The organism is Clostridium sp. LIBA-8841, assembly GCF_034439435.1.
Classification (GTDB): Bacteria; Bacillota; Clostridia; order Clostridiales; family Clostridiaceae; genus Sarcina.
This window is the reverse complement of sequence record NZ_JAPCKJ010000007.1, coordinates 72,512-99,268: the sequence shown is the minus strand read 5'-3', so window position 1 is coordinate 99,268 and position 26,757 is coordinate 72,512. Positions and strand designations below refer to the sequence as shown.

Sequence of the window (26,757 nt, the reverse complement as noted above, 5' to 3'; positions counted from 1 at the left end):
GTATACTACATCATTTTGGGAAAACTGTCAAAATATATGTAAAATTTCCGAATACATATTATTAATATTAATCACAAATAATTAATATTAATAATTTATTCCTATATTTAGTTACCATATTTCTAAATAAACAACAAATTTCTTAACAAATTCATTTTATTTAATTTATTAAAGTTATTTTTAAAAATGAATTTTTAATCTATTACTAATTGAGTTGTTTTTCATAAATCTTTATTTAATTATTTACTATATCACTTTTTATAAGAATATAACAAAAAGTTATTCCCACAATTACTAACCCTATTAAAACTGACACAACAACTAAATTTCTTATATTAGAACTTATTCCTATTATTATTGGTATTAATATTGAAATTATTATTGAGGTGACCAAAGTTGCTACTGATGATTTTTTTATACTTCCAATAACAAATGGAAGTAATGATAATATACCTCCAATAATTATACTTATAAAAAGTACTACTATCATGAAATTTTCAAAGACGAATTCTCCATATATTACATGTGTAAAAGAATTTAAAATTATCATATAAGAAGAACAGACTAAATCTCCAATTAATATAGATATCATAGTAAATCCAACAACTATAAGCATTTTAGATATAATAATTTTTCTCCTACTTATTGGATATGTAAACATAACTAAAATAGTTTTATTCTTATATTCACTTATCATTATTTTTGCTGTTAGTACTGCTGAAAATATTATAAACGTTATTGTTACAATCATAATACTCATTCTTAAATTGCGTAACATTGTATTTCCTGTATCTATAGCTCTATTTGAATCTTTTACAAAATCACTTGTCATACTAGCCATTATTGCGACTATACATATAATAGCCGCTAATATATATCTTTGTAATTTATATTTCTTAAATTCTAACTTAATTAAATCAAACATATTTTTTATCCTTTCAAAATTTATCAGTCTCTAAACATTATTTCTTACCTATAATTATTTATCTCCTTTTTAAAAACATAAAACATTGATATAACTAAAATCATTAAAATTACAGCAATTTCAATAAATATAGCTTTTTCATTGATTATTAGATTTGTGTTTTTAGATATTATCTTAGGCATAAACGCAGCTATTATTACTGCTGTAACTATGGTAACTATACCCGACTTTTTCAAAATACCAATTACAAAAGGAAATAATGATAAAATTATTCCCATGATTACACTTATAATAGGGCCCACTATAATAAAATGTCTTAAATTAAAATTTCCCTTTATTCCTTGTGTAACTGATTCTAAAATTATCATATAACCTGTACATACTAAATTACCAATTAGTAAAACTATAATTGTAAATATAATAACTATTATTAATTTTGCCAAAATAACCTTTTTTCTGTTTATTGGATAAGTAAAAAGAATTAGAATGGTTCTATTCTTATATTCATCCATTATTATTTTTGTCATTAATACTGCTGAAAATATAACAAATGTTCCTATAACAATTACATCAACCATCCAAAAAATCATTTCGTATGTAGTATTTCTTTCTATAATTTTTTGTGTAAATAAATTAGTTATTGTTATATATGTCAAGATACCAATTATGCATATAAAAGCAAAAAATATGTATTTATATAATTTATATTTTTTTAATTCTAACTTAATCAAATGAAACATAGTTCTCCTCCTTGATAAGTAAAAAACTTCTAATCTCTCTATTAATTAGTTTATCAATAGAAAAATTCTTTTTTCTGTCTTAAAACTATCTTTTATATTAATTTTTAATTTCAACATTTTTTATATTCTTAGCAACTTATTAATCTATTTATTAATTTAAACTAAAAAAGAGAGTATAATTACTCTCTTAAAACTTATAACTTTCAAATTAAATATTTTCAAAAATATGTTTTTTATCTTCGTCATCTAAACGTAAATATAACTTAATTATTTCCTCATAAATTATTTTAGTAAAATTACAATTACGATAACTCGAAGTTTGAATATTACCTGTATTAACTAGATTTTCATTTGGACATCCACCTAGACATAAATTTTGCACCCAACAATTTTCGCATTGTTTATGGCTATAAACATTGAATTTTTTAATAAATTTATCTATGTTATTAAATTTTTTAAATATGCTTCCAACACAATATTCTTTGTTAGCTACAAATCTATGACAAGGAAATAAATTACCATATATATCTACAGCATATGTATTTCTACCCGCTCCACATCCCAAAGATCTTTTATTAGAAAATTCTATTTTCTCTAAAGCTGACTTTAACATTGGAAATTTATTTATTTCAAAATATTTCTTTTCTTTTATTAAATTTTCAAAATAATTTATAAATTTTACATATTCTTCAGTCGCTTTTTTATAATCATTATCATCTAGTAAATTTTGTGCTAAAGCAATTGGAATACATTTAAATCCTAATGAATTTAAGTGGTTAAATATTTCAATAAAATTCAAATTATTTTTTGTAGCTGTTGCTCTGGCAGTAATTTTATCATATTTTCTTATATTTTTAGTTTTGATTATTATTTCATCGTATGATTCTCTTTTATTACTAAAATATCTATTTTCATTATGTTTTTCTTTTACACCGTCAATACTTATTTGAATAGAAATATTATTTTCTACTAAGAATTCTTCTATTTCATCATTAATAACTGTTCCATTAGTTGTAATTGTGTAAGAAAATTTCTTATTGTATTTTTTCTCTTTTATTTTACAATAATTAACGACTTCTTTAATTAACTTAAAATTTAATAAAGGTTCTCCCCCTAAAAAAGCTATTAATAATTCTCTTTCATCTGTATTATCTATTAAGAAATCAATTGCCTTTAAAGCAACTTCCTTATTCATTTTACCTTTGTCACTATATTCGCCACCATCTCCATAACAATATTTACATCTCATGTTACATTCTTGAATAACCATTAATGTTAATGAAGATAATTTCTTATCTAAAAGATAAGTATCATTATTATATATTTTTTCAAATCCCTTTAAGAATTCTACCTGCTCCATTTGAATTAATACTTCTATAAATTCATTTTTAGAAAATAAATGTTTTAAATTATTATAAGCTTCCTTAATACTTTTCCCCTCATTTTCTATTAAAAGTAAAGTTCTATAATCTAATTCAAATAATCCATTTGAATTAATAGTATATAAATAAATTTTATTATTTTGTTTAAAAATTTTAAATGGATAAAATTCTAAAACTCTATCAAAGTTATTCATGTATAAACTCCTTATATTTTCTCATATAAAAAATCACTTTTTATTTATTAAATAAAAAGTGATTTTTTGTTAGATTTTTTTAGCTAAGTACATCCCATGACCATTCATCACAAAGCATACAAGGCCAACGATTCTCTTTTTTAGCATTTTGATTTACTTGTTTAAACATTAATATCTCTCCCTTGTTGTTTATTTTTTGTATATATAACAATAACTAGTATATCAATTAAATATTTCTTTTTTATATTGTAAAACTGTCTAAAAACTTTCTTTTTTATTAATTTTTCAATTTATATTTTGTATTCAGCCATCAACTTACATATAATTTTATTATCTTGCAAAAAATTTTTATTGTTCTCACAAATATAAAAAACCATCAGATAATCTGATGGTTATATATTAAATCTTTATATAAAATCACTATTATTTTTAATCTACATAATTATTTTCTATTTTATTTATTTGATTTTTTAAAACATAGAAACTTATACCCCAAACTATTATTAATACTATTATTAACTTAATAAGTGTACTTAATAAACTAGAGTTGCCTATTATTATAGGTTGTAATACTACTGCTATTATTACTGAAGTAATTAAAGTAGCCACCCCCGATTTTTTTAATATAATACCAATTGAAAAAGGAATTAATGATAAAATTCCTCCCATAGCTACGCTTGTAAGAAGTACTCCTATAAGAAAATATTTTAAATCAAAATTTCCACTTACTACATTTACAAATGAATCTAAAATCATTACATAAGCTGTACATATTAAATCACCAATTAATATAGCTATCATTGTGAATAATATAATTACTAATAGTTTTGCTATAATAATCTTCTTTCTATTTATTGGATAAGTAAACATATTTAAAATAGTTCTATTTTTATACTCATCCATTATTATTTTTGTCGTTAATACTGCTGAAAATATTATAAATATTTGTGTCATAATCACTTGTATCATTCTTAAAGTGTTTTCATATGTATCCATAGCTTGTCTTGAATCAACTAAAGTAGTTATAAAAGACATTGTTAAAAAAGCTATAACGCCAATAATACAAATAACAGCTGGTAAAACATATCTATATAATTTATATTTTTTTATTTCTAGCTTAATCAAATGAAACATAGTTTGCCTCCTGAATAAGCTTTAAAAAATATTCTTCTAAGGTGCTTTCCTTTTTACTTATACTTTCTAATTCAATATTATTATTAATCATTAATTTTGAAATTTCATTTTTGGATACTGTTAAATCATAGATTCTAATTTTATTTTCAGAAATTATTTTATAATTTTTAATACCAAATTCTTCTTCAATTAAGTATCCAGTCTTTTCTAGATTATTAACTTCTAATTCTATGTAATTTGAGTTATATTTTTGCATATCTTTCATAGAAATTTCTTCTAAAATTCTACCATTTTTTATAACCCCAATAGTATCTGCTATCAATTCAATTTCTGATAGAATATGACTTGAAATAAGTATTGTTGTTCCATACTTCTCATTTAACTCCCTTATTATCAACCTCATTTCTTTTATTCCCTCTGGATCTAATCCATTAATAGGCTCATCTAATATAAGAAATTCAGGTTGTGTAATTATAGCTCTAGCTATTGCTAGTCTCTGTTTCATTCCTAATGAAAAATCACAAACACGTTTTTTTTCGATATTATGTAAACCAACAAAATCTAAAACTTCTTTAATTCTTTCTTTATTGTGATATCCCATATACTCACAATGTAAATTTAAATTTTCTCTTGCCGTTAACTTATCGTAAAAATATGGACTTTCTATGAGAGAACCAATTCTTTTTAAAATATCAAAATTATCTCTATTAGAATCTTTATCAAATACTAAAACTTCACCTTCAGTTGGCTTTACTAGATTAAGAATTATTTTCATAATAGTACTTTTCCCTGCTCCATTCGGACCTAGAAAACCATATATTTCACCTTTTTTTATCCTCATATTTACATTATCAATAACCTTATTATTGTTATATATTTTAGTTAAATTATTTATCTTTAACATATCATCCATGAAGTTCTCTCCTTTCAATGAAAAGTATAGCAAAGTAAAAATTCTTTTTTCTGTCTTAAAACTGTCTTTTATATTAACTTTTAATTAGCTAATGGAAATAGTATTTTAAATACCGTTTTTTCATTAGGTATACTAAACAAACTAATTTTACCATTCATCTTTTCAACAAGTTCTTTTGTTATAGTTAAACCTAGCCCACTTCCTTGATATTCCATACTTCTTGAATCTTCTAATGTATATAATCTTTCAAAAATTAGTTCTTTTTCTTTTTCTATTATCCCCTTACCATGATCCTCAACCTCTACACAGGTATATTCTTTATTTTTATAAAGCTTTATCCCTAAATATTGCCCATCACTACCATATTTAATAGCATTATCTATCAAATTTTTTAGTATTCTTCCAAGCGCTTCTTCATCACCACTTATAAAAATAGGTTCTTCTGGTATTTTTATTTTTACTTCAAGTTTTTTTCTAGAAATAACATTATAGAACTCAAACATATTTTTCCTACATACTTCACATAAGTTTATCTTCTTTAACTTAAGAATTTTATCTCCTGACTCAAGTTTTGCTAAATCAAAAAATTTATTTATCAGTTGTAAAATTTCATCAATTCTAGATTCTACTTTAATGATCATTTTGTCCTCATTAAATTTCATTTTTAGCATTTCTACGTACCCTTTTAAAGTTGTTAATGGTGTTTTCAAATCATGTGAAATATTAGATATCATCCTCATCATTGATAATTTAGAATGCTCATATGCTACTTTATTATTAGTACTATAATCCAACAATCTGTTTATACCAGAAATTAAACTTATTAACTCTTTACTATCAGTAAATAATAAAATTTTTTCATTTGTTCTATTTTCCAAAATATCATTAAGTTTGTCGCTTATATAATTTATTTCATTTGTTTGTTTTTTATATTTTTTAAATTCATATAAATAACCTAATATTAAAAAAATTATTACTAGTAACATTAGTATTTTCATCAGTTATTCCTCCTCTATACAGTACCCAATGCCCCATAGAGTTTTAATATAACTATTTTCCTTTTTATCTTCTATCTTTTTTCTTATCCTTCTTATATGTAAATTTATCACGTTTTCTTCACCATAATATGGTTCATTCCATACATGGTTATATATCATTTCCTTTGAAAAAACTTTCCCTTTATTTGAAGCCAATAATTTTAAAATTCCAAACTCTGTCTGAGTGAAATTTAAATTTTCTCCATTTTTAGTTACTGAATATCTATCTAAATCTATTTCTAAGTCCTTCACAAAAATTATATTATTTTTCTTTTCTATATATTGAGTAACCCTTCTTATATTTGCTTTAATTCTTGCAGAAAGCTCAACTAAAGAAAATGGTTTAGTTATATAATCATCAGCTCCTAACCCTAATCCTATGGCCTTATCATTATCATCATCTTTAGCAGTAATAATGATTATAGGAACTGTACTAGTCTTTCTAATTTTTCTTAAAACATCTATTCCATTTATTTTTGGTATCATTAAATCCAATAAAATCAAATCATATTTTTCTGTATTGAAATAATTAATAGCATCTTCTCCATTGAAGCATGTGTTAATAATATATGATTCACTGGTCAAATAATCTGTAATCATCTCACTTATGTTCTTATCATCTTCCACTAATAGTATTTTAAACATTTTATCGCTCCTCTTAAGTTTATGTATCTAACATATATATTAGTTTAAAATTCCTTTTAAATCAAAAATTTCTAAAATAAACTATTTATTCAATGAATTCATATTAAAATAAAAAGCTATATTTAAGTCAAAGTATTTTAAAACATAAGAAAAAGTGCTTAACATTTTAAATGTTAAGCACTTATTTTTGCATCATTATCTTTCATCCTCAATTACAAACTTTCATTCTTCATAAATTAAGCTTATTTTAATTTCTATTTATTCATTCATCAATAATCACTATACTATATTTTAATTTTTTACTTTTAATGATGTAAATATAAAAAAATATATACTTAATATATCTAAAAAGAGTTAGCAAAAATCAGCTAACTCTTTTCTAACTTATTTACACAATTTTAGTCGTCCACTCTTCGCAATTCCATACATCTGTTACTACATCTCTATAGAATTCAGGTTCATGGCAAACTAAAAGTATGCTTCCTTTATATTCTTTTAATGCTCTCTTTAATTCATCCTTAGCTTCAACATCTAAGTGGTTTGTAGGCTCGTCTAGGATAAGTATGTTTGTTTCATTGTTTATTAGTTTACAAAGTCTTACCTTAGCTTGTTCTCCCCCACTTAATACTGCTACTGAGCTTTCTATGTGTTTTGTTGTTAGTCCACATTTAGCTAAGGCGCTTCTTACCTCGTATTGAGTGTATCCTGGGAACTCTTGCCATACTTCTTCTATACATGAATTGTAATTAGCTTCTTTTATTTCTTGCTCGAAGTATCCTATGCTTTGGTAATCTCCTGTTTCAACTTCTCCACTTATAGGTTTAATTATTCCCATTAAACTTTTTAGAAGAGTTGATTTTCCAAGACCGTTAGCTCCAACTAAAGCTATTTTTTGGCCTCTTTCCATTCTTATGTTAAGTGGCTTACTTAATGGCTCATCATATCCTATAACTAAGTCTCTTGCTTCAAATATTAATTTACCTGAAGTTCTTCCTTGCTTGAAGTTGAACTCTGGTTTTGGTTTTTCTCCTACAAGTTCTATTCTATCCATCTTATCTAATTTCTTTTGTCTAGCTCTTGCCATACCTGTTGTGGCAACTCTCGCCTTATTTCTAGCAACGAAATCCTCAAGCTTAGCAATCTCAGCCTGTTGTCTTTCGTAAGCGGCCTCTAATTGCTTCTTATTAGCTTCATATACTCTCATGAAGTTGTCGTAATCTCCTGTGTATCTAGTTAATGCTCTATTTTCAACATGGTAGATTACATTTACTACGCTATTTAAGAATGGAATATCATGTGATATTAATATAAATGCATTTTCATATCCTATTAAGTAGTTCTTAAGCCAAGCTATATGTTCCTCATCAAGATAGTTTGTAGGCTCGTCTAGAAGTAATATATCCGGTGTTTCTAATAAAAGTTTAGCTAATAAAACCTTAGTTCTTTGTCCTCCACTTAAATCAGTAACGTCTTTGTCTAATCCTACATCTCTAAGACCTAAACCAGCTGCAACTTCTTCAACCTTTGCATCTATCATATAAAATCCGTTATGATCTAGCATATCTTGAATTGTAGCTGTTCTTTCTAAGGCTTTAGTCATTTCATCCTCTGACATTTCACCCATTCTCTCATAAAGACCATTCATTTCAATTTCCATATCAAAAAGATATTGGAATGCTTCTCTTAAAACTTCTCTTATACTCTTACCTTTTTCAAGTTGAGCATGCTGATCCATGTAACCAACTCTAACCTTGTTACTCCATTGAACATCTCCCTCATCTGGCATAAGTTTACCTGTGATTATGTTCATGAAAGTTGATTTACCTTCTCCATTAGCTCCTATAAGACCTACGTGCTCCCCCTTTAAAAGTCTAAAGGACACATCTTCAAATATGGCTCTATCTCCAAAGCCATGATTCATATTCTTAACTATTAAAATACTCATTTAACTTATATCTCTCCTTATCTACAAATCTAAAAAAATTTCTATAAAAATCATTAATCTTATATTATAAACTCAAAATAGTATATCTTAGTAAATTAAACCTGCACTTCAATACTAAGTGAAATTTTCATATCAAAACTTATATATTATGTAACATATAAAATATTTTAAGCTGGAATTTATATTTACCGAATAGTTATTCGTGCAAATAAACTCCAACTAAGTAATCAATTCTTAAAGAAACATTTGGCTACCAATAAACAAAATTAGAGCTAAGAAACAAACTCCAATTATATTATATAGAACTGATCCCTTAGATGCTTTTTTCTTATTTAATCTACTTACTCTGCTCTCTACCATTTCCCTATTCCACCTTTCAAACTAAAATTTTTATATAAAAATCTATATTACTGTTTTTCATACTATGTTTTAAACTATTATTTATTTTTAGCTAAATCTGAAAGTCTATCTAAAAATAAATATTAACTTTAAAATTCTTTAATACACATCATATATAGTATATTATCTAAGTTTGATTTTTCAAATATATTTTTATTTCCTCCCCATAAAATTCAAACCTTATTTACTCTTAATTTACTGAAAAAAATTTTTACTTCCATGATAAATTCCCTCAATAAACTAATATATACATTTTAAAGAAAATTGTTCTAAAAATTTTACTTTAAAATAAAAAATTCTTTTTATCAATACTAATTAAATAAAAAACTATATTTTAAATTAACCTTTACTTAAATCAAAAAAAGAAACTCTTACTCTAACTCTGTATATAATATAATCAAGATGTTCTATTATAGTATTAATAGGTTTCAATATGCTATAATAAACTAAATACTTGGTATAAATTTGTACATTTAGTAAGAAAGGGGTTTATTATGCTATATTATTTAGTTGCATTATTTGACAAGGCTTCCTATGCAATAATAAAGCCACTGCAAGAATCAATTTCAAATGAATATAAGCTTTATGAGAATCTCCCAATGCTTCATATTACTCTAGATGTAATTGAAGATCCTGATATGGATAAATTAAATGAGGTAGTAAAAAACACTTTAAAATCATATAAAAAATTTGAAGTGCACATAAACGGGCTTATTAAGTTTGGAGAACCATATAGGTCTGTAAATTTAAAAGTAGATGAGAAAAGTGGCGTAATTAAAAAACTTTCTATAGAGCTTTATGAAAACCTATTAAAAGCAGGATTTAAGCTAACATCTAATCCAAATACATGGAAACTTCATGTATCCTTAGCTAATCCATATTTTGCTCAAAGGGTATGGGGAAAGGACGAGTTTGAATCAGCTTATACTAAACTTCAAGACTATAATTTTAATAGAGAACTTCTAATTGATGAAATTCAATTTTGGAGACCAATTAATGATGAAAGTAAAATGGTGGTGTTTAAATACTCATTATCCTAATAAAAAGTTTATATTAAAGATTATATAGATATTAATAAAAACTTACACAGATACTAAACAAAATAGTATTTATGTAAGTTTTTTTAGAAAGTAATTTTAATACAACAATTTTTATTTTGTCCATAAACATACTAATTTAATATAATAAAAAGGACTATCTCTAAGCTTAAAATAAAGAACTTTTAATTGGCGCAAGGGTAATGTACCAATTAATTTATAAGTATTTTAAGCTATTTTTGATGCAGTCCTCTTAAAGTGTGCTAAATAATATTATGGTAATCGTAAAAAAAATTCAGAGAGAGTTTAGGCTCCCTCTGAAATAAGTTTAGTTTTATCAAATTCACATTCAATCCATAATAAAATGGTACGAGTTAAGCGTAAATAAAATTTATATTTTAATAAGTTTCTTTAAAAACTTCAAAGTAACCTTGTGGATGATGACATGAAGGACATTTTAATGGAGCTTCTTTACCTTCCCAAATGAATCCACAGTTATCACATTTCCAAAGAACAACTTCATCTTTTTTGAACACTTGTCCTTCTTCAATGTTTTTAGCTAATTTAGTATATCTATTAAAATGAGCTGTTTCAGCTTTAGCTATCATTCTAAAAGAAGCAGCTACTTCTGGGAATCCTTCCTTATCCGCAACCTCTGCAAATGATGGATAAAGATTACTTAATTCATCATATTCTCCTGCAGCAGCAAATTTTAAATTAGTTAATGTATTTGTAGGTAATTCTACTGGATAAGCAGCATCAATTTCTACCATTTCTCCTTGTAAATCATTTTGTAAATGCTTAAAAAATACTTTAGCATGTTCTTTTTCATTTTCTGCAGTTTCTAAGAAGATATTTGATATTTGAATATATCCTTCTTTTCTAGCTGTACTTGAAAAATAAGTATATCTAGTTCTTGCTTGGCATTCACCAGCGAATGATTTCATTAGATTTTCAGCAGTTTTAGTTCCTTTTAAACTTTTCATTATAAAAACCTCCTACAAATCACTTATTTGAAGAAACATTACATTGTCTATTTTTCCAAATAAATAATTTCTAAATTGTATTAATTAATAATAATTATTTCTTACATATTTATAATAACACTTTCCTATGAAAATTCAAGTGCTTTTTAAACATTTTATGAATAAATTTTATTTTTGTTCATAATTTTATGCATACTATTCTTTTATGCATATTTTTTATTATATTCAATATAGAATAAAGTTGACTATTATTTTTATAAAAGGCTATGTTTTAAACAAACAATATAATAGATTCTTTTTTAATCTGAGTATATAATCTAAGTCATAAAGTTAAATTAATTATATAAAATCTTTAACATTAATTTTATGGAAGGAGTTTTATTATGAAGATTAAGATACATCCAAACTCAATTGACAAAGTTAAAGATATGCTTGCCAACAGTGATAAAGATGCTATTAGAATAGAAGCTTGTTCCTCTGGCTGAGCAGGCTTAAATATCAAGGTTGTTCTGGATGAACAACATGAAAATGACGATGTGGTTATAGATAATGGTATTAAAATAGTTGCAGATAAAAAAATATCTCACTTTTTTACTGACGCAACCTTAGAATATAAAAAGACTATTCTTGGTAAAAAATTTAAAGTTTATTAAGATGTATAAATTTTAATTTATTAGTTAATAATATTAGTAACTTAATACACTCTTAAGTTAACCACACAATTTAATAGAAAAAGGAACTGTTATCCCAAAACAGTTCCTTTTTTGTATTCTAAAATTACTAAATGGCTATAAAGAAGGTGTAAATTATAAATATTATTACACTTAATACAAATGGTACATTTATTACTTTCTCTTCTTTGTAAGAAACTCTTGTTGCAACATCTAGTTCATCTAAAGTAATATTTAGATTTCTCTTTTCCATTTTTCTTATTAAATAACTAATTAAAAATCCACAAATTATTGCTAATACTAAATAATAGAATAATAATTGTATTTTAACCTCAATAGGTACATTTTGTACCGCATCCATTTGATGTACTAGATCCTCTGTTGTTATTCCTTGGCTAGTTATTCTCTGCATAATTAAATTCCATGAGTTAATTAAAAAGTGAATTAACATTGATAAGAATATGCTTCCAGTTGCTCTTACTACATAAGCTAAGATTATTCCCATAACTGCAGCATATAAAAATTGCTGAGCATTTAAATGAAGGATACCAAACATTATACCTGTCATTATTGCTGCTACATGCTTACTTTTAAATTCAAATCCTGATAGAACAATCCCTCTCATAGTTATCTCTTCTGTTATGGCTGGTGTAACCCCTATAACTAAAACCATTAACCATAATGGGAATGAATTCATTTGACCTAAAAGTAATGCTACATCATTTGTATAAAAGAAGCTTGATAAATATGAAAAAAACATCATAACTGGATTTGCTAAAGCTGCTATTAATATAGCAAAAAACACATCTTTTCCCTTTGGCTTCTTAAAGCTAAAAACTTTCTTGTAATTACTTTTAGTTACTATAATATATATTATTGCTGGTATTATAAAAAATACTATGTGCGTTGCCATTAAAACTAATGGTGGCGTTAATCCTATGCTATATAGAGCTGGTGATAAAAAATATGGCCCTATTATTGATAAAACTAATACTATAAGAAAATATAAACTTACTTTAAATATAGGCTTCATCTTATTTCTCCCTTCTAAAACATAAAATTTAAAATATCGCATAAACCTAAGTTTAATACATTAAAGCATATTTACTCAACTTAAAATATAACATATTTATTAATTAGCTAATATTACTAATTAATTACTTTTTTGTTTAATTACTATCTTAGTGTAGTAATTTTGCAAGGTATAAATTCACTAAAAAAATTCTATAAAATATTAAAATATTTTGTTTATAACTGTATAAAAAAATTAATACTGTTAATACTATTTACTGAGGCAATAAGCTTCAATCTTATAATAGCCTCTCCCCCATTTTATTTATACTGACAGTTTCGTTAATGTACGGAATAACGAAACTGTCTCCCCCTTAAAACCCTTATAATGTAATAAATTTTCTTCATGTTTTTCTAGTAGAGAGTATTTAAATACTCTCTTACTTTTTAAAAATTTAATTAAGACATATATTTATAAGTTTTATTTTAGGTTATTTTTGATTTTTAGATAGAACTGTAAGACCATCTTAATGAGCAATTAGAGTTTCATTATATATGAAAGAATAATAGCGTTAAGAGGCTTCTTCTGTTCGACGCGAAGCTAGTTTAGAAGCCTTAGCTATTATTCTGGAATAGATAATAGACACTCTTTGCGAAATTAAGCTAGGTCTGAAAGTCTAGCTAAAAATCAATATTAACTAAAACAAAGCTTTTAAAATAAATTATTAGCTAGTCTAAGCACATATGAATACCCATTAAGTAAACTTAATGGGTATTTCCATTTTTATCTTTAGTTTCTCTTTTCGAGCTCTCTTCTTATCCAATCTAATGCATTCATCATGGTTCTAGTTCTAACTCTTTGTCTTTCTGCTTTAAAGTTAAATTTCTTAACCTTTGTAACACCATCTATACATAAACCAACATAAACAAGTCCTACAGGCTTCTCCTCAGTTCCACCACCAGGACCTGCTATTCCTGTTACAGAAACTCCAATTCTTGTGCTAGCATTCTTGGCTATTCCTTCTGCCATTTCCCTAGCACACTCTTCACTAACTGCACCAAACTTATCTAATGTTTCTTTTTTAACACCAAGTCTTTTCATTTTTGCTTCATTAGAATAAGTAACAGCACCTTCCATAAATACCTCGGATATTCCTGGGTAGTTTATTAAGGTACTTGCAATCATTCCGCCAGTACAAGATTCAGCTGTTGAAATTGTCATCTTCTTATCTACTAGTAACTTTCCAACAACCTCTTCTAAGGTTACTTCACCTTCTCCGTAAATATTATCTCCAAGTCTCTTTCTAATTTCTTTTTCCATTGGAGCAATAAGTTTCTCAGCCTCTTCTTTGCTCTTACCATTGGCAGTTACTCTTAAGATAACATCAATATTCTTTGCATAAGGAGCTACTGTAGGATTCTCACTGTCTAAAAGATCAGAAACTAAGTCCTCCATCTTGCTTTCTCCAATACCAAAAACTCTTAAAATTTTAGAAACTAATACTCTGTCAGTAAATTTACTTAAATATGGTACCACGTGATTTGTAAACATTGGTTCCATTTCTCTTGGTGGTCCTGGAAGAAGTATTATTCTTTTATTATTTTCTCCCTCTAAAATAGCTCCTGGAGCAGTTCCATTAGGATTTGGAAGTATTATTGCCTCCTTTGGAAAATAACATTGCTTTTTATTATTCTCTGTCATTTCAAGGTTATTTTTCTTAAAATAATCCTCCAAATCACAAAGCAGATCTTCTCTTAAACACATTTCCACATTGAAATATTTTGCTGCAAGTTCCTTACTTAAATCATCCTTAGTAGGTCCTAAACCACCAGTTGTGATTATAGTGTCACAATTCTTAAAAGCATTATCAAAAGCTTCTAAAATCCTGTCTGAGTTATCCCCAACTACTGATTGGTGATACACACCTACACCTAAATTGGCTAGCTCTCTAGCTAAAAATTGTGCATTTGTGTTTACTATATCACCTAAAAGTATTTCTGTTCCTATTGCCATTATTTCAGCTTTCAAAAAATCACCTTCTTAAATTTAATATGTAAAATATCTTTTCTATATAAATTCTTATAAAAGTTATTATTCTCTAATAAATAATTTTACTCCACTTTTCTCTATATGTCCTAGTTTTTATTTATATTCTTTTCATTATTCATAATTTATTTGTATATTCAAAACTTTTCTCGACTAATTTTATATAATATCCTAAATTATAAATAATTATCCCAACTCATAAAAATAATTTACTTAATTATCTTTTTATAAACATATTCTTTTATTTCAAACTTCAATACATTTTTTTGTACCAAATTAATAACTTTGCTATGTTTAAAGCTTGATAAAATTTTAAAGTTTAATTCATCTTTTTTACCTATTTTTTGATTTGACCTCTCTTTTTCTTACACCTATAATAGTCTTTGTTTATATAAATACAATAAACATCTAAATTTTTTATAGTAGAATATGTTTTAAAATAGTATTTATTTAAGGAATACAACCTCACTATGTTCCATGGTATAAGTTCAAGATACCAAATTGAAAATTTGGACTTTCACTTAAATTCAACGCATTATGGATAAAAATATATTAAGGAGAAGAAAATGAACTCAAAAACTAAAGGAATTATTTTTATGATACTTTCTTCAGCAGCCTTTGCTACTATGAACTTGCTTAGTAAGCTTGCTGAAGGTGTTAACCCTTACCAAAAAACCTTTCTAACAAATGTTGTAGCAACCATAATAGTTTGCTTCATCATAGGATATAAAAAAGGTTCTTTCTTTGGTAAAAAAGGAAGTAGAAAATATCTATTTGCTAGAGGTGTTGCTGGAACTTTAGCAATACTAACAAATTATTATGCTCTAGATAAAATGTTTTTATCTGATGCAACAATACTTTCTAAATTAGCTCCATTTTTCACAATAATTTTTTCTTACTTATTAATTAGCGAAAAAATTACTAAAAAACAAGCTACTCTTTTATTTGTAGCCTTTGGAGGAAGTTTATTTGTTATAAAACCTCAATTTAGCACTGCTGTTATTCCTGCTCTTATAGGTGTTGCTTCTGCTGGTTTTGCTGGTTTCGCATATACAATGATAAGGGTATTAGGAAACAAAGAAGATTTCTGGACAATCATATTATCATTTACAGGTATTGCTACAATTGTTATGCTACCTTCAATGTTTATGAATACAGAGAATTTAACAATGATGAATGTGGTTCTACTTGTAAGTGCTGGTGTGGCATTCACATTAGGACAAGTTGCTTTGACTGTGGCTTATAAAAATGCTCCTGCATCTGAAATTTCAATGTACGATTACATAGGTCTTATAATAGCTGCTATGTATGGATTTATGTTTTTTAAAGAAATTCCAGACTTCTTATCATTCCTAGGATATGTAATAATAATTGGAGCTTCAATTTTTAATATTTTAGGTGGTAAAAAACCTTCTCAGGATGAAATAACAGATGAAGACTCTGCTATTTCTACTAATTAAAAAAGCTGTGAGAATCTCACAGCTTCCTTTTTTGTCGAAATGTAAAATTATTATCTTATAATGAAATCAATTAATTATAAATTGTTATTAAGTAAAAATCAATATAAGATATTACCAGATACTATGATACAGAATATATATCTAATTATTTTTTTGTATTTATGATATTACATATTAGCCCCCTTACAATTAATATATAAAATGTAATATATTGTAACATTCTGCAATTATAAAAATACTATATTTATATAGAATATAATCGTAGACATAGGAGGATAATAATATGTCTAAACTTGACTTTAATAATAAAGTAAAGATAAAACAACAAACAACTTATCCAATAGTTGGATCTAATAATGCTGAAGTAAATGTTATGCCTGAACTAAGACTTTTTAGATATAAATATTCATATCAAGAAAATGACCCTAATCCAGCAGGCAATGGTGATGACATTGGCTTCTCTCTAGTATTTGGTAACTATGGTGAGCTAAGCTGGGAAACTGATAACAGAACCCCAACTCTAGAAGATACTTTAGTAATAGAAAAGCCTGTAAACTTAAAATTAATGCATTTATGCCTTCCTTGTGGTTTTAAACTATATATGTATAGTGATGATATGGATGCTGCTACTGAATTACAAACAGGAATGCCACTAATCCCTGGAACTTATACACTTCAATTAAGAAAATGTGAAATGAGTGAAGAAGACCTTAGTGAGGAAGAATGCACACCTTACTTTGATGTTCCTTGCCACTTTATATGCTGTATATCAATGCTATTCCAAGTAGAATTCCCTCCTTGTTCTCCAGACTCAGATTCAGGAGACTGTTCAACTAGTCCTATATCAAATGGGGATTTTGAAGAATCACCTCATGGAGTAGATAAGATACCAGACTGGGAAGTATCTTCAGATGATGGTAAAACTAAAACCGTGAAAAAAGCTAAATTAAAAAATATTAGTAAGGAATTCCAACACGAATATACTGCTCCTCTAAATAATTATTTTGCACTTTTAAGTGCAGATAGTTCAAAAAATTATGATTATATATCTCAAAGCTTTGAAGTTTGTGCTGGTGATAAAATAGAAGGACATGCATTCTTCTTTAATGAAGGTTCCTCTGATAATGGCTCTAGTGCTGAAATCAATATATTGGATAATGAATCTAACATTGCTTATAATCTTTTTACAGGAGAATCTAACAATAGTGATCCAGGATACGGTTCAACTTATTGGGAAGATTGGTCTTATACATTTGAAGAAGGCGGATCCTATACTATAAGATGTGAAGTTGATAATGGTGAAAATGAATACTCTTCTTATTTAGGTGTAGATGCAGTTAATATTATCACTGAATAATTCTTTTCATTTCTAGTAGTTAATGATCTTCATTAGCTACTAGAAATACTATTTAAAAATTTATTATATATTAATAATTAAATTTTTAGGAGGATTTATATATGGCACTATTTACATTCAATAGCAATGTAGGATCTCCATCAAATATAATTGAACCAATTCCTAAAAATGCTAATCTTCATAAGCCAACTGATTTTGTAGAAAATGATATTGGCTCTTCTAACTCTAAAAAAAACAAAAAACATTCTATTAAGAACTCTTATCCTATATGCGGGAATGTTTGGTGTGACTTAGATGGTAATGGCATTAAAGACTCTACAGATACCCTTTTAAGTGATGTTAGAATTGAGTTATATAATTTAGATAATTTTAATTCTCCAATATTGACAACCTTCACAGATGTTAATGGTAATTATGAATTTAAAAATATTCCTCTTGGTTATTACTTTGTACGAGCTAGACTGCCTAATAATTATACTGTTATAAAAAAATGTACCGATTCACTTATAAATGATAGAACATTATTATCAGATAAGATATATAACGATAAAAGTGGAATTCATATACCTATTGGTCTAACAAAACAGTTTAAAGTAAGCGGTATTGTTTTTTCTGATAGTGATAAAAATGGTATATATAACGAATCTAAATTAGGAATAAATGATTTAACTCTACAGTTGTATAATAGCGATAATATTCTTATGGCTTCAATCCAAACCTCTGATTTTATGAAATTTAAAGGTTATTATGAGTTCATAAATATTACTCCTGGTTTTTATAATTTAAAAATACTTATTTCAGACTCCATAAAACTTTCAAACTCTAAAATTAATGAGTATTATGGCTCTAAAATTAATTCATCTACAGCTACTATGAACTTTAAGGTTATTGATGGAGACATACAGAATATTTTTATTGGAATAATTAAATAAAAACCTACCTAATTTAAAAGGTAGGTTTTTTTATTTTACTCTTCTTTACATTCTAAATCATTTTTAACTCGTACTATAATAAATCCTAGTATTCCAAGGTAAATAACTAATCCTTCTAATGCACCAAAGCCAATTGTATAGCCAAGTTTAACGCATTGATTATAACCAAAACTTAAGAAGTTTTCTAACATCTTAATCCTCCTAATAAAGTCTTTCATTAAACATATATGAATAAAAACCATATAAATAGAAGAGGTTATACAAAACTTAAAAACAATTATTTTGTACAACCTCTTTAATGATGATTTTTATTTTATAAATATGCTAATCAATGATATAGCGAATATGATTTGGCAAACTCCTACAAGGCCTCCATAAAGCATTGATTTTGGACCTTCTTTTACTAAGTCCCCAATTTTTACTCTCATACCTATGCCTGCTAAGGCTATGATTTCAAAATTAGAGCTTATCCACTTAAATGTACTTCCAACAATACCTGGAACCATTCCAAGAGTATTTAGAATACATACTATAAAAAAACCTATTATAAACCATGGTATATGTACCTTATGTGTTGGTTTATGGTGATGGGCTATTTCTTCTTTATTTTCTTCATTAACTTCTATTTTGGCAAAAACTAAAACTACTAAAACTAAGAATATTATTCTTATTATCTTAAATACAGTAGCAAGTTCTACAACTGGATCACCAATAAATTTAGCGGAACCAATAACTTGTCCTACAGACTGAAGTATTCCTCCCATTAGTGCAGAGGTCTGTAAAACATCATTGTTATAAAGTATAGCTGTAAGTACTGGTAAAAGAATCATTAATATAGTTCCAGTAACGTTAACTATTGTTATGGCAATTACTTTATCTGAATCCTTAGCTTTTATTACTGGAGATACTGATCCTATAGCCGATGATCCACATACAGCATTTCCTGCTGACATTAAAAGTGAATACTTTTCTCCAAAGCCTAGTTTTCTTCCTATAAAATAAGTTATGGCTATTGTTAATGTCATTAAAATAGCTATATATATTACTCCATTAAATCCTAGAGCTATTATGTCTGTCATATTCAAAGAAGCTCCCATTAAAACAATTGAATAGTTTAAAAGATCTTTCTCTGAAAATTTAGTTCCTTCATCATATTTATCACTTTTTAGAAATGTATTTCCAGCAAAAATCCCCATAAATATTGCAAAGGTAGCTGCCCCTATAGTAGGAAATTTATTTCCTAAAACTTCAGCAATAATGCCAATTATTAAACATATAATAAGACCTGGTATTATTGATTTAATTTTTATTCCTAATTTCTTTGTCATATGTTACCTTTCTTATTTTCATATTAAGTAAATGCCATAAAAGATTATTTTATGTTGGCTTTACGAAATTATTATACATATGTATATATATAATTAAAAATACTAAAAATTTATATATAAGATAAGTTTTTAGTTATATAAAATAAAGGAAATGAATTTTAGATTCATTTCCTTTATCTTTTCAATTTCTACAAATAAGAAATTACAGCATGACATATTATTTTGGAAGTATTTTATAAAAAGATTATGAGTAGAGACTAGTTTATAAATTTATTAGTTGATAAAGTCGGTGGGAGTTTAACTTACTATAAATGTAATTACCCATAATCTTTGTTATAAAACACTGTGAAATGATTGATATTTTATTATGTTGTTTGATTAAAAGTTTTTCTTATAGCCCTTAAGAGCCAAAAGAATTTTTATCCCTAGAAGTTTGACCCCATTCTAGAAATATTCGACTAAAATTCAATTGTGAATCAAGTCTAAATTTATGTTAACTCCATTCAATTATTTTGAATAAAGAGCTCCACCAATTAATTCTTCTTCCTCTTCTACATATTCTCCAAGCTTTGGATTTATAGCTTTGAAGAACATATTTAAGAAGTTTAATAACATAAAGAATATTACATATGTTGCTATAAATATTTCAACATCACCTAAGAATTTAAATAAGGTTGCCATTCCTGTATAGCCTAAACCAGTAAAATAAGTTGTTAACTTAAATGCTGATAAAGTAGCTATTGCTAATGGGAATGTAAATGCTGCATATGATGGTTTAAAACCTTCTTTAAATAGTTTTAAAATATATCCATAAACAACTACAAGTAATATTAAACCTGTTACTATTAACCAAGCTAACATATATGGGTTAGGGTTTGGTTCTATTGTTAATATACCAACTACTCCAAGTGGAGCTGGTGAACAAATTATACCTACTGTTGGTAATTTATGATCATCTAATATCTCGCTTTTAAATACTATATATAAAACCACTGGTAGAAGAATTGTATAGAATATAAATCCGAACATAAGCATAAAATGTGCTATTTGTGGGATTTGAGAAATTACTCCATCCATACCTTTACTTGCTACACTACCTGTTATCATACCTGTATAAACTATGAAACAAGTTGGCATTATGTTTTCAAATTTTCTTTCTTTAAATCTAATTACTGTATAAAAAATCACTATTCCATAATGATATATTACTGCTGCTATCCAAAGCCAACTACATACTACTGGGAAGTAAGGATAGAAGAATCCAGATACTAGCCAAAGTACCATTCCCATTGTAGGATAGAAAGTTCCTGTTACTGGGTTCTTAAGTTCTTCATACATAAGCTTTGGAAATTTTACAAATCTTAAAAACATTAAGAATAACATGCAAACAGCTAAAAATATCGCTATTGGTTTAAAATAATTTATTCCTTTTAATTGCCAAGAATTGCTTAATGTTATAAAAGCTAAACAAGTTCCGCTAATTCCTATTGGCATATTTTTAAGTTTATCTAAATATTTTCCCATCTATCTAATCACCACTTCCTACTCACTTTATGTCTTTATTATACTTCCATTTACTTATAAGTAAAAATACTTATTTTGCATATATACAATAAGTATTTACTTATATATGATTTTAGTATATCTCCACAATGCCAAAACCTCTTATTCCTTTATTTCAAAGGCTTCTAAATATCTATCCCTTATTTTTGTAAATATTTTTATAAAATACTCAAGAAAAAAGCTTACTATGATTCACAACTAAAATTTCCAATTATTTTTAACATAAAAAGTTCTTTAAAGAAGTCATTATGATAACTTGTAGAATAGTAAATAGTTTAATCTATTGACACTCAAATATTTAAAAAGTATTGTATATATAGACCAATCGTTATAATTATTAGGAGAAATAATATGGGAAATAAAATAGATACTAGAGAAAAAATACTAATGACATCATCACAAATGTTTTTTTCAAATGGATATCATGCAACAGGCCTAAATGCAATTTTAAAAAAAAGTGAGTCTCCAAAAGGGTCACTTTATTATTACTTTCCAAATGGAAAAGAAGAATTAGCATTAGAAGCTATAAAAGTAGTAAGAGAATCTATTAAAAAAGATATAAAAGAAAAATTATATTCATGTAATAATCCAATAGAAGGAATACAAAAAGTAATTTTAAATATTGCTGATATAATAGGGCGAAATGAAATAGAAAAGGGGACAACGGTTAGCCTTTTAGCATTAGAGGCATCTCAAACTAATGAAAATTTAAGAAAAGCATGTGCAGAAACATTTGGAACTTGGGAAAACTTATATGAGGATAGATTATTAGAACTAAATATAGAAAAAGAAGATGCCATAGAAATTAGTAGGATGATTCAAATAATGATTGAAGGAGCTATTGTAATGTCTTTAACAAAAAAGGACACTAGTTCACTTATACTAGTTAAAGATAATATAACTAGTATTATAAATAAGTATATAAAATAGATTTGTTTTAATAAAGGATATTTTATATAATACCCTTTATTATTTTTAAGATAATTATATAGACTGGTCTAATTATAGAAAGAGGTTAAAAAGATGAACACGAAAGAAAAAATATTTAAGATTATGGGAGTATTACTATTTGGTGGATTTATGGCTCTTTTCAATGAAACAATAGTAAACGTTGCGCTTCCAAAACTTATGGAAGAACTTAATGTAACGGCTCAAACAATACAATGGCTAAGTACTGGATATCTTTTAGTTATAGGAATATTAGTCCCTGTAACTGCATTTTTGATACAAAAATTTACTCTTAAACAACTTTACATAGTTGCAATGAGTTTATGTTTACTTGGAACTATCATAGCAGCAAGTGCACCAAGCTTTTCTTTTTTACTATGTGGTAGATTAATACAAGCTTCAGGTACAGGAATGTTAGTACCAATAATGATGAATACAATAGTTGTAATAAGTCCTCCAGAAAAAAGAGGAGCAGCAGTAGGTCTTGGACTTTTTGTTATATTATTTGCACCATCAATAGCACCAAGTATATCAGGATTTATACTTGAAATGTTATCATGGCGTTATTTATTTATAATAGAAATACCTTTAATAATTATTGCAATATTAGTTGGATACAAATACTTAGAAAAAGTTACTGAAGTAACCAATCCCCAAATTGATATACTATCAATAATTTTATCAACATTAGGTTTTGGCGGAATTATAATGGGCTTTAGTTTACTTGGAAATAGCAAAGCAATTATCGCATTTATAGTAGGAATAATATCACTTATTCTTTTCTCAATTAGACAATTAAAATTAGAAGAACCAATGCTAGATTTAAAAGTTTTTAAATCTCCAATATATACTTTAGGTGTAATATTTGTAATGATATCTATGATGACTTTATTTGAAACTTTAGTTGTTATGCCAATGTATTTAGAGGGAGCATATCATTTAACACCACTTCAAGTTGGATTTGCAATACTTCCAGCCGGATTAATAAATGCGGTAACTTCAATCATAACAGGTAATATATATGATAGATTAGGGGCTAAAAAAGTAGTTCCTTTTGGATTTGTTATATTAGTTGTATGTTTTTATTTATTATCAAGAGTTGAAGTTAGTACAAGTTATAGCACAATAATAATATTACTTTGTATATTAAATGTAGGAATGCCACTTGTTATGACTTCATCACAAACAAATAGTTTAAACCAATTGAAACCAAAGGAATATCCACACGGAACAGCAATAATTAATACAGTACAACAAATTTCAGCTGCAATGGGATCATCTTTATTTGTTAGTTTAATGACTACTCATAAAAATTCTTATTTAGAATCTATTTCTGGAGCTATAAGTAAAGAACAATCAGCTTTAGCATTTACAAAAGGTTTTAATTTCACATTCTTAGTTGGATCTATTATCCTTTTAATAGGATTAATTGGTTCATTAAGTTTATTTATAAATAAGAAAGATATAAGAGAAAAGCAAAACTTAGAATACTTAAGCGAATAAATTTATATTAGTGGTAGCACCAACATTTCCGCCCCCGTTACTGAAAATAGTATAATAAATTATATAGAAAAATATAAAAATCCACTCAAAAATTCTTAAAACCTATATGAGGGAGCTTACTCAGTATGATGGCTCCCCTTTTAGGTTGTAGACCCAACACAATTCTGCATTGCGTCTTAAGACGCTTAAATCGCTCCGTCAGCCTATTTCAAAGACTTCTAAATATCACCTCCCTTGTTTTCGTAAATATTTTTATAAAATACTCAAGAAAAAAACTTACTATTTCTATATTAAGTTTTGATTTTATATTTAAGCGAGTTATTTTTAGTGCAACTTTATGGGGAATTCCTATGTATATTGCATTTAGTTTTATGATTAAAATTTCAGAAAAGAATGTCAATAAAGGTGCAAAGTCTTAAAACTCTCTGAAATAAATTTTCAAAGTTTACATTTTTTAAGAATTTTGATACAATATTAACAATAATTACATAATATTTACTATTTATAAATATTTTAGTTTTATATAAAATAGGTATGTTTTAAGTAAGTTTTAGATTTTAGCCAGACTTTAATATTTATTTAATTTATCAAAGTATTAACCATGAAGTTATTCTTATAGTTACATCTAAAAATCAACACTAATTTAAACATATCTTAAAAGCAAAATATTTTGAAAAAAAGGAGGTCAAAATATATGAAAAAAGCCTTTAAAACATTAGGATTCGTAATAGGATTACCTCTACTTTATTACTTTATATCCAGTTTAGTTTCAGGATTTTTTATTGGATTTTATTTTGTCGTTAATCAGGTAGGATCAGATTCCTTCAATGTACTAGAAGTTTTAACGCCTGTTATGTATCACCTATCTTTGGTTTCTGATTTAATAATGCTTCTTGTACTATTTTTAATATATTTAGGAGCAAAAGAAAAACTATTTAAAAGTTGTAGATTTAATAGAATTCAAGGTAATACTATACCGTATATTATTATTTTTTCTATTGGTTTAACAATGCTTATATTATTCTTAATGGGTGTTTTTAGTAGCTTGTTACCTAGTATATTTGAAAGTTATTCAATTGTTGGTAACGCAATGCTTGCTACTCACAATTCAGTATTATCACTTATAATAGTTATAGTTTTAATACCAATCTTTGAAGAGATATTTTTTAGGGGAGTAATTTTTGGTTTTTTAAGAGATAATTATAAGTTTCCAATAGCTTTAATAGTACAAGCTTTAGTCTTTGGTATACTTCATGGTAACTTAGTTCAAAGTGTTTATGCATTTATATTAGGATTATTCTTAGGTGCAATTTTTTACTACACAAACTCCTTATATGCATCAATACTATCTCATATAACTTATAATTTATTTGGTATTTTAATACTTCCATTAATAGTGTCTTCATTACAAGGATTCTCACCAATATTAGTTAATATAATTTTTGTAGCAATTGCATTAATCTTATTAATCTTCGGAAGTATAAAACTTATTAATACATTAAAAAAACAGACTATGTTTTAAAACTAAAATTAAAATTCTAGATAAACTAATACTTCATAAATTATAAAATATACCAAAACAAAAGTTCCTTATGAAGTTTAGGAACTTTTGTTTTTTTAATATATTTGAATTTTAAACTCAAGGAGATGGTTTGATGTCTAAATTAAAATTAATCCTAAAGGCAGCTTTAGGACTTCCATTCTTTTATTTTATTAACTGTGGTATTTCTTATTTTATAGTACTTACTATATTATCCCTAACTTCAGGATATACATCTGATCAATTACACTCATCACCACATTATATAGGACTTGTATCTAACTTATCATATATATTAGGGGCCATCCTAACTCTTGTAATGTATAAGATTATTTGTGAACCAAGTAATTCTCAGATTATGAAAATGTGTAAATTTAATAAGATTTCATCTAATAAAATTACCTATATAATCTTATTTTCTTTAAGCTCATCAATCTTAGTAAATTTAATAAGTTGTATAGTATATCCCCTTTTTCCTAACCTATTTAAAAGCTATGAACATATTTCTAGAACATTAGTATACTCATCCAGTACATTTTTTGGAATTTTTACAACTGTTGTTATAGCTCCTATTTTTGAAGAAATATTTTGTAGAGGTCTGGTTTTTGGATATCTAAGAAGAGACTGTAAGTTAATTACTGCTTTAATTCTTCAGGCTTTTGTTTTTGCCTTTATGCACGGAAATTTATTTCAAGGTTTTTATACCTTTCTTCTTGGTATATTACTCGGATTATTAGTTTATTATACAAATTCAATTTATTCATCTATGATTGGTCATATAATATTTAATACATTAGGTTCTGGAGTACTATCTTATTTAAGTGATTACTCAATCTTATCTAATATAATTATTGTAATTTCAATTCCTTTAGCTATATTTACTGGAATTAAATTGTTTAGAAATAGTGGTCAATTAATACCTGAAAAGCAAATTGATACAAGCAGAATTTAGATTATTATTAAAATTTATATTAATATTTATGAATTTCTCAATATAACCAATTAACCCTACTTGAATTAAAGTGCTATAGTTAAAGAAATGGCTTATCTATTAAATTTT

23 protein-coding genes are annotated in these 26,757 nt (G+C 26.2%); 8 read left to right on the top strand and 15 right to left on the bottom strand.

Annotated elements, in window-relative coordinates:
* Positions 1-235: 235 nt before the first annotated feature.
* The 9 genes from OIF33_RS15895 to OIF33_RS15855 all read right to left on the bottom strand — a co-directional run bounded on the left by OIF33_RS15895 (position 236) and on the right by OIF33_RS15855 (position 9,275).
* The gene (locus OIF33_RS15895) at positions 236-925 is read right to left on the bottom strand and encodes an ABC transporter permease (protein WP_322505215.1); all 690 of its coding nucleotides are present in this window, start codon (positions 923-925) and stop codon (positions 236-238) included.
* A 44-nt stretch (positions 926-969) separates the two neighbouring features.
* Positions 970-1,665, bottom strand: a complete 696-nt coding sequence (locus tag OIF33_RS15890) for an ABC transporter permease (RefSeq protein WP_322505214.1) — start codon at positions 1,663-1,665, stop codon at positions 970-972.
* Positions 1,666-1,873: 208 nt separating this feature from the next.
* A complete protein-coding gene (papB, locus tag OIF33_RS15885) occupies positions 1,874-3,241 on the bottom strand; it encodes a PapB family radical SAM/SPASM ranthipeptide maturase (protein ID WP_322505213.1) in 1,368 nt (455 codons plus the stop codon).
* 429 nt (positions 3,242-3,670) lie between these two features.
* Entirely contained in the window at positions 3,671-4,375 is a 705-nt protein-coding gene (locus OIF33_RS15880; protein ID WP_322505212.1) for an ABC transporter permease, read from the bottom strand.
* Entirely contained in the window at positions 4,359-5,288 is a 930-nt protein-coding gene (locus tag OIF33_RS15875) for an ABC transporter ATP-binding protein (RefSeq protein WP_322505211.1), read from the bottom strand. Before OIF33_RS15875 ends, OIF33_RS15880 begins: the two co-directional genes overlap by 17 nt.
* An 80-nt stretch (positions 5,289-5,368) precedes the next feature.
* Positions 5,369-6,286: a HAMP domain-containing sensor histidine kinase gene (locus tag OIF33_RS15870; protein ID WP_322505210.1), complete on the bottom strand. Its 918-nt coding sequence runs from the start codon at positions 6,284-6,286 to the stop codon at positions 5,369-5,371.
* A 3-nt stretch (positions 6,287-6,289) separates the two neighbouring features.
* Positions 6,290-6,970 (bottom strand): response regulator transcription factor, encoded by a 681-nt coding sequence (locus OIF33_RS15865; protein WP_322505209.1) that lies wholly within the window; start codon positions 6,968-6,970, stop codon positions 6,290-6,292.
* A 388-nt stretch (positions 6,971-7,358) separates the two neighbouring features.
* Positions 7,359-8,915: an ABC-F family ATP-binding cassette domain-containing protein gene (locus OIF33_RS15860; protein ID WP_322505208.1), complete on the bottom strand. Its 1,557-nt coding sequence runs from the start codon at positions 8,913-8,915 to the stop codon at positions 7,359-7,361.
* Positions 8,916-9,149: 234 nt separating this feature from the next.
* Positions 9,150-9,275 (bottom strand): hypothetical protein, encoded by a 126-nt coding sequence (locus tag OIF33_RS15855; RefSeq protein WP_322505207.1) that lies wholly within the window; start codon positions 9,273-9,275, stop codon positions 9,150-9,152.
* A gap of 533 nt (positions 9,276-9,808) precedes the next feature.
* Here OIF33_RS15855 and OIF33_RS15850 point away from each other — a divergent pair.
* Positions 9,809-10,354 carry a 2'-5' RNA ligase family protein gene (locus OIF33_RS15850; RefSeq protein WP_322505206.1) on the top strand — a complete coding sequence of 182 codons (546 nt, stop codon included), beginning with the start codon at positions 9,809-9,811 and terminating at the stop codon, positions 10,352-10,354.
* A gap of 395 nt (positions 10,355-10,749) precedes the next feature.
* Here the strand turns inward: OIF33_RS15850 and rbr are convergent, their stop codons facing one another.
* The 3 genes from rbr to OIF33_RS15835 all read right to left on the bottom strand — a co-directional run bounded on the left by rbr (position 10,750) and on the right by OIF33_RS15835 (position 15,048).
* Positions 10,750-11,337, bottom strand: a complete 588-nt coding sequence (rbr, locus tag OIF33_RS15845) for a rubrerythrin (RefSeq protein WP_322505205.1) — start codon at positions 11,335-11,337, stop codon at positions 10,750-10,752.
* A 780-nt stretch (positions 11,338-12,117) separates the two neighbouring features.
* Positions 12,118-13,041, bottom strand: a complete 924-nt coding sequence (locus tag OIF33_RS15840; RefSeq protein ID WP_322505204.1) for a type II CAAX endopeptidase family protein — start codon at positions 13,039-13,041, stop codon at positions 12,118-12,120.
* Between the two features lie 768 nt (positions 13,042-13,809).
* Positions 13,810-15,048, bottom strand: a complete 1,239-nt coding sequence (locus tag OIF33_RS15835) for a competence/damage-inducible protein A (protein ID WP_322505203.1) — start codon at positions 15,046-15,048, stop codon at positions 13,810-13,812.
* 584 nt (positions 15,049-15,632) lie between these two features.
* Between OIF33_RS15835 and OIF33_RS15830 the strand changes: the two genes are divergently transcribed.
* From OIF33_RS15830 to OIF33_RS15820, 3 genes are all read left to right on the top strand, one after another.
* Positions 15,633-16,526, top strand: a complete 894-nt coding sequence (locus OIF33_RS15830) for a DMT family transporter (protein ID WP_322505202.1) — start codon at positions 15,633-15,635, stop codon at positions 16,524-16,526.
* A gap of 283 nt (positions 16,527-16,809) precedes the next feature.
* Positions 16,810-17,883: a hypothetical protein gene (locus tag OIF33_RS15825; protein WP_322505201.1), complete on the top strand. Its 1,074-nt coding sequence runs from the start codon at positions 16,810-16,812 to the stop codon at positions 17,881-17,883.
* Positions 17,884-17,984: 101 nt separating this feature from the next.
* Positions 17,985-18,815 (top strand): SdrD B-like domain-containing protein, encoded by an 831-nt coding sequence (locus OIF33_RS15820; RefSeq protein ID WP_322505200.1) that lies wholly within the window; start codon positions 17,985-17,987, stop codon positions 18,813-18,815.
* A 35-nt stretch (positions 18,816-18,850) separates the two neighbouring features.
* Here the strand turns inward: OIF33_RS15820 and OIF33_RS15815 are convergent, their stop codons facing one another.
* The 3 genes from OIF33_RS15815 to OIF33_RS15805 all read right to left on the bottom strand — a co-directional run bounded on the left by OIF33_RS15815 (position 18,851) and on the right by OIF33_RS15805 (position 21,667).
* Positions 18,851-19,006 (bottom strand): hypothetical protein, encoded by a 156-nt coding sequence (locus tag OIF33_RS15815; RefSeq protein WP_322505199.1) that lies wholly within the window; start codon positions 19,004-19,006, stop codon positions 18,851-18,853.
* Positions 19,007-19,123: 117 nt separating this feature from the next.
* The gene (locus OIF33_RS15810) at positions 19,124-20,143 is read right to left on the bottom strand and encodes a YeiH family protein (protein ID WP_322505198.1); all 1,020 of its coding nucleotides are present in this window, start codon (positions 20,141-20,143) and stop codon (positions 19,124-19,126) included.
* Between the two features lie 507 nt (positions 20,144-20,650).
* Entirely contained in the window at positions 20,651-21,667 is a 1,017-nt protein-coding gene (locus OIF33_RS15805; RefSeq protein ID WP_322505197.1) for a TDT family transporter, read from the bottom strand.
* Positions 21,668-22,057: 390 nt separating this feature from the next.
* On the opposite strand from OIF33_RS15805, the gene OIF33_RS15800 reads away from it, so the two are divergent.
* From OIF33_RS15800 to OIF33_RS15785, 4 genes are all read left to right on the top strand, one after another.
* Positions 22,058-22,636 (top strand): TetR/AcrR family transcriptional regulator, encoded by a 579-nt coding sequence (locus tag OIF33_RS15800; RefSeq protein ID WP_322505196.1) that lies wholly within the window; start codon positions 22,058-22,060, stop codon positions 22,634-22,636.
* 93 nt (positions 22,637-22,729) lie between these two features.
* Positions 22,730-24,157, top strand: a complete 1,428-nt coding sequence (locus OIF33_RS15795) for an MDR family MFS transporter (RefSeq protein ID WP_322505195.1) — start codon at positions 22,730-22,732, stop codon at positions 24,155-24,157.
* 694 nt (positions 24,158-24,851) lie between these two features.
* Positions 24,852-25,679: a type II CAAX endopeptidase family protein gene (locus OIF33_RS15790; protein ID WP_322505194.1), complete on the top strand. Its 828-nt coding sequence runs from the start codon at positions 24,852-24,854 to the stop codon at positions 25,677-25,679.
* A gap of 133 nt (positions 25,680-25,812) precedes the next feature.
* Positions 25,813-26,649 carry a CPBP family intramembrane glutamic endopeptidase gene (locus OIF33_RS15785; protein ID WP_322505193.1) on the top strand — a complete coding sequence of 279 codons (837 nt, stop codon included), beginning with the start codon at positions 25,813-25,815 and terminating at the stop codon, positions 26,647-26,649.
* Positions 26,650-26,757: the final 108 nt, after the last annotated feature.

What these genes read in the sequence shown, in the direction of transcription:
- OIF33_RS15895 (WP_322505215.1), bottom strand. Translation starts at nt 925, where the DNA reads ATGTTTGATTTAATTAAGTTAGAATTTAAGAAATATAAATTACAAAGA.
- OIF33_RS15890 (WP_322505214.1), bottom strand. Translation starts at nt 1,665, where the DNA reads ATGTTTCATTTGATTAAGTTAGAATTAAAAAAATATAAATTATATAAA.
- papB (WP_322505213.1), bottom strand. Translation starts at nt 3,241, where the DNA reads ATGAATAACTTTGATAGAGTTTTAGAATTTTATCCATTTAAAATTTTT.
- OIF33_RS15880 (WP_322505212.1), bottom strand. Translation starts at nt 4,375, where the DNA reads ATGTTTCATTTGATTAAGCTAGAAATAAAAAAATATAAATTATATAGA.
- OIF33_RS15875 (WP_322505211.1), bottom strand. Translation starts at nt 5,288, where the DNA reads ATGGATGATATGTTAAAGATAAATAATTTAACTAAAATATATAACAAT.
- OIF33_RS15870 (WP_322505210.1), bottom strand. Translation starts at nt 6,286, where the DNA reads ATGAAAATACTAATGTTACTAGTAATAATTTTTTTAATATTAGGTTAT.
- OIF33_RS15865 (WP_322505209.1), bottom strand. Translation starts at nt 6,970, where the DNA reads ATGTTTAAAATACTATTAGTGGAAGATGATAAGAACATAAGTGAGATG.
- OIF33_RS15860 (WP_322505208.1), bottom strand. Translation starts at nt 8,915, where the DNA reads ATGAGTATTTTAATAGTTAAGAATATGAATCATGGCTTTGGAGATAGA.
- OIF33_RS15855 (WP_322505207.1), bottom strand. Translation starts at nt 9,275, where the DNA reads ATGGTAGAGAGCAGAGTAAGTAGATTAAATAAGAAAAAAGCATCTAAG.
- OIF33_RS15850 (WP_322505206.1), top strand. Translation starts at nt 9,809, where the DNA reads ATGCTATATTATTTAGTTGCATTATTTGACAAGGCTTCCTATGCAATA.
- rbr (WP_322505205.1), bottom strand. Translation starts at nt 11,337, where the DNA reads ATGAAAAGTTTAAAAGGAACTAAAACTGCTGAAAATCTAATGAAATCA.
- OIF33_RS15840 (WP_322505204.1), bottom strand. Translation starts at nt 13,041, where the DNA reads ATGAAGCCTATATTTAAAGTAAGTTTATATTTTCTTATAGTATTAGTT.
- OIF33_RS15830 (WP_322505202.1), top strand. Translation starts at nt 15,633, where the DNA reads ATGAACTCAAAAACTAAAGGAATTATTTTTATGATACTTTCTTCAGCA.
- OIF33_RS15825 (WP_322505201.1), top strand. Translation starts at nt 16,810, where the DNA reads ATGTCTAAACTTGACTTTAATAATAAAGTAAAGATAAAACAACAAACA.
- OIF33_RS15820 (WP_322505200.1), top strand. Translation starts at nt 17,985, where the DNA reads ATGGCACTATTTACATTCAATAGCAATGTAGGATCTCCATCAAATATA.
- OIF33_RS15815 (WP_322505199.1), bottom strand. Translation starts at nt 19,006, where the DNA reads ATGTTAGAAAACTTCTTAAGTTTTGGTTATAATCAATGCGTTAAACTT.
- OIF33_RS15810 (WP_322505198.1), bottom strand. Translation starts at nt 20,143, where the DNA reads ATGACAAAGAAATTAGGAATAAAAATTAAATCAATAATACCAGGTCTT.
- OIF33_RS15805 (WP_322505197.1), bottom strand. Translation starts at nt 21,667, where the DNA reads ATGGGAAAATATTTAGATAAACTTAAAAATATGCCAATAGGAATTAGC.
- OIF33_RS15800 (WP_322505196.1), top strand. Translation starts at nt 22,058, where the DNA reads ATGGGAAATAAAATAGATACTAGAGAAAAAATACTAATGACATCATCA.
- OIF33_RS15795 (WP_322505195.1), top strand. Translation starts at nt 22,730, where the DNA reads ATGAACACGAAAGAAAAAATATTTAAGATTATGGGAGTATTACTATTT.
- OIF33_RS15790 (WP_322505194.1), top strand. Translation starts at nt 24,852, where the DNA reads ATGAAAAAAGCCTTTAAAACATTAGGATTCGTAATAGGATTACCTCTA.
- OIF33_RS15785 (WP_322505193.1), top strand. Translation starts at nt 25,813, where the DNA reads ATGTCTAAATTAAAATTAATCCTAAAGGCAGCTTTAGGACTTCCATTC.